Source organism: Spirulina sp. 06S082 (assembly GCF_034932145.1).
Lineage (GTDB): Bacteria > Cyanobacteriota > Cyanobacteriia > Cyanobacteriales > Spirulinaceae > CCY15215.
Window position 1 is genome coordinate 1 of the sequence record NZ_JAYGHV010000225.1, and the last position, 4384, is coordinate 4384.

At 44.6% G+C, this 4384-nt stretch carries 2 protein-coding genes; both read left to right on the forward strand.

Going from position 1 to position 4384, the window contains the following annotated elements:
* Positions 1-147 precede the first annotated feature (147 nt).
* On the forward strand, positions 148-2535 hold the full coding sequence (locus VB714_RS14755) for a secretin N-terminal domain-containing protein (RefSeq protein WP_323225374.1): 2388 nt from the start codon (positions 148-150) through the stop codon (positions 2533-2535).
* 123 nt (positions 2536-2658) lie between these two features.
* Positions 2659-4384 (forward strand): serine/threonine-protein kinase (locus VB714_RS14760; RefSeq protein ID WP_323225375.1); only part of this gene is annotated, 1726 nt, incomplete at its 3' end.

Genomic DNA, 4384 nt, shown 5'->3' on the forward strand with positions numbered 1-4384 from the left:
CATAGAAAAGGGTAGGGATCAGGGAATTTAGCACTATATTTCTGGGTAAAAGGCAAAATTGAGATAAGTTATTAGCAAGGGAAAATCAAATTTGGTTGGATTCTTTGCTGGTTTTCACTACAGTTCAAATTGGTCGAGGAGTAAATCGTGAGAGTTTATCAAAAGTCGGTTGGTATTTTAACTGGGGCTGCGGCGATCGTCTTGGTTGCCTCCCAAACCGCGCGGGCGGCGGATATTCAGATTACCGGGGTACAGTTACAGCCTACGGAGTCGGGGGTGCAATTGATTCTGGAAACGGCGGGGAGTAGCGATGTTCCTCAAGTGATTCAGGTTCCTAAAGCGGGGAATCGTTTGGAAGCGGCAATTTTAAACAGTCAGTTGTCTCTTCCTGCTGGTAATCTTTTTAGTCAGGTTAATCCGGTGGCGGGTATTGCATTGATTGAAATGTGGCAGGAAACTTCCGAGAGTGTTGTGGTTAGAGTGACGGGAAGCGATCGCCAGCCTCAAGGACAAGTTTTACAACGAGAAGCGGGGGCGATCGTCTTTGCTTTTGCCCCTGGAAATACCGAGCGTTTGAGCTTACAGAGGCAAAATGACCCGGTTTCCAATCCCAACCCATCAAGCCAGGATTTACCCCTGCAATTGCCCTTAGAGCAGCAATTCCCGCAACAATCTCCGGTTACTCCCGACCCAACAGCAACGGCAAGCGCTCCCCCCATTGCCCAACCTGCTCCAGAACCCGAGCTTCCTCCTTTTGACCCTAGCGTTTTTACCGAACTAGCACAGCGATCGGATGCGATCGCCCCCAACCCGCAAATTACCCTTGAAGGCAACCCGGCACCCCTCGCCCAACCCACTCAACCCATTGTTCCGGTTCCCCCTTTATTACCTCAACCCGTACCGCCTTCACTAGGTCCAATGGCGGTGGCTAATGTGAATATCTCTCCAGAAATTCTCGATTTGGGAACTTCGGCGCGAGTGCCTAGAATTGTTTTGCAGGAAGCCCCTGCGCGAGAAGTGTTGGGTTTGTTGGCGCGATCGGCGGATCTAAATTTAGTCTTCACTGAAAACTTTGCGGGAAACCTGCTAGAAGCCCCAACCGCTTTAGATGGGGGTCCAACAATTTCTCTGGACTTACAAGACGAACCCGTGCAGGATGTTTTCAACTACGTCATTCAAGCAACAGGATTGCGGGCAACTCGCAAAGGACGAACGATTTTTGTCGGCGTGCGACTCCCCGAAAGCGCCCGTAATGTCATTAGCCGTACCTTCCGGCTAAATCAAGTGGGTGCTGGTGCGGCTTCATCCTTTTTAAGTAGTTTGGGAGCAGAAACACAAGTTGCTGGTACAGATACACAAATCCAAACTATCGGAGAAGGTGTGAATCAGCGATTCATTGAAACTGAAAGACCAAGTATTCTTGGTCTGCGACCAGAAGCTAATACAAGTGGAGTCTTACCGTTAAGAGGATTGGCTATTGCTGTTGATGAACGCCTAAACGCAATTACGATAATTGGTGAACCCAACCTTGTTGCAATGGCAGGTTCTTATATTACTCAACTGGATGCTCGTTTGCGTCAAGTTGCTGTAAATGTCAAAGTTGTTGATGTTAACTTAAATAATATTGGTCGTTTTGGTTCGAGCTTTTCTTGGGGTATTAACGATACGGGAATTGTTAACTCTAATGGTATTGGCATTATTAACTTTGGAACCGATTCCTCCAATCTTCCCCTGCTACAAGATGGGACGGGGGCAGCAGCAGGAGTAGATTTCCAAATCGATCGTGGGGAAACAGGACCTTCGGATCCGGTTACTACCTTTGAAGCAGTAGGAACAACACAAGCAGGTATCCCTTTTCGCCCTCCTATCAATAGCGGCACTTTCGATGTTGTTAATGCCTTCCTCGCCCAATTACAATTCTCCATCCAAAACAACAATGCCAAAATTCTCACAGACCCAACTCTCATCGTCCAAGAAGGTCAAGAGGCTTCAGTTAATTTAACCCAGGAAGTCATTTCTAACGTAGAAACAACACGAGAAGCAACAGGAAACACGGTGACAACAACAGTCAACGTTGAAAAAGCCGAAGTAGGATTAACGCTTGAAGTTGTTGTGAGTCGTATTGATGACAATGGTTTTATTTTGATGGCTGTCAATCCAACTGTAAGCACTATCGGACAAAATGCTACCGTTGCCGCAGGAGATGACAGTCAACAAATTGCTTTGCTCAATTCTCGCACTCTTCAGTCTGGGCAAGTCCGCATCCGAGATGGTCAAACTTTAATTTTGAGCGGTATTATTCAGGATCAAGATCGACTACAGATCCAAAAAATTCCCCTTCTCGGAGATATTCCCATCATTGGTGCCCTCTTCCGGCGCACCATTCGTGAAAATCAAAGGGCAGAGGTAATTGTTCTAGTTTCACCGCGCATTCTCAATGATTCGCAAACCTCGAACTATGGCTATACTTATACACCAGGTCGAGATGCGCGACAAATGTTACAACAGCAAGGTGTACCCCTTCCCCCGCAATAAATAATTGCCTGAAATCCTGTAGGGACGTTGTCTGCAACGTCCCTACAGGTGTGCATCTCAGAAATGTAAATTTGTTTTTGAATAGATGAGAAGAAATACTCTTTGTTAAGAGAAAAGCGATCGATGACCTACTGTTTAAACCCACAATGTAGCAAACCGCAAAACCCTGAAAACAGCCGCTTTTGTCTCAGTTGTGGCTCAAAACTTCTCTTGGGCGATCGCTATCGTACTCTCATGGTTAAAGGAGGAGTGGGACGCACTTTTTTAGGGGTTGATGAAACCCAACCTCAGAAAACCCATTGTATTATTAAACAAATTGCAATTCAACATAACAAAGAAACTCCAGAAGAAAGTCTCGCTAACTTTCGCAATGAAGCGCAAAAATTACAAACATTAGGACTCCATCCCAATATTCCCCAACTTCTCGCTTATATTGAAAGCGATCCTAATATTCATAATTTCTCTCCGACTCTTGTGCAAGAATTCATTGCAGGTAAAAGTATTGAGGAAGAAATTTACGACGAAACAACGATTCAAAATCTCATTGAAGAAGTCTTACCGATTCTCCAATTTGTCTGCGATTGTCATATTATTCACCGAGATATTAATCCTCAAAACTTCATTCGTACTGCCGAAGGAATATTATTTCTCGTAGATTTTAGCACCTCCAAAGTAACAGCAAAAACCGCCCTTGCCAAAACTGGAACTGTGGTCGGTTCTGCTGCTTATGTGTCCCCAGAACAATTGCGGGGAAAAGCCGTTTATGCCAGCGATCTGTACAGTTTGGGTGTTATTTGCATTCATCTACTCACGGGTTTTCATCCTTTCGATCTCTTCAGTCATGCCGAGGGAATCTGGCTTTGGGAAGACTATTTAGTTAATCCTGTCAACCCTATCTTAAGAAAAGTTATTAATAAAATGCTTTGCGAGGCAGTCGGCGATCGCTATCAATCGGCACAGGAAATTTATCAAGATCTTCACCCAGGACAGACTCTTATTCCGACCTTAGTGCAAACGCGATCGCCGACCCAAATTGGCAAAAAAACCGCCTTTGCTTCCCTCAAGACCTTACAACCCACTTGGCACGTTTTTCGCACCTTAGAAGGGCATTCTAGCTCGATTCACGCCCTTGCTTTTCACCCGAATGGGAGGCAATTAGCCAGTGGAGGAGCCGATCGCACTATCCGGCTTTGGGATATAGAGAAGGGAATAGCCCACCTTACAACGCTTAGGGGACATTATAGCACCATTGAGGAAATTGTCTTTCATCCGCAAACAAATTTAATAATTAGTGGGAGTTGGGATTATCAAATTTGCTTCTGGAATTTAAAGGAAGAAATCGCTAAAATCGAAGCACATACGGGTTGGATTAAAACTCTAGCTATAACAAAAAATGGCCAATTTTTAGCCAGTGGTAGCGCCGATAAAACAATTAAAATCTGGAATGTAGAAACAAGAACATTAGAGCAAACATTACCAGGACATTCCCAAGAAATTCGCAGTCTTGTGTTTAATTCTGATGGTAAGTTATTGGTGAGTGGAAGTAGCGATCGCACGATTAGAATTTGGGAGATGAAAAGTTATCAAACTAAACAAATCTTACAGGGTCATACTGGAGAAATTAATGCTTTAGCGATGAGTCCAAGCGGTAAAATTTTGTTTAGCGGGAGTGAAGATAAAACTATCAAAATCTGGGATTTACAGCAAGGAATATTACTACGAGAATTAACAGGTCATACCGATGCTATTAACGCTCTTGCAATTAATACAGAAGGCAATTTACTGGTTAGCGGGAGTAGCGATCGCACTATGAGAATTTGGCATCCCGGTACAGGTCAACTGCTGCACG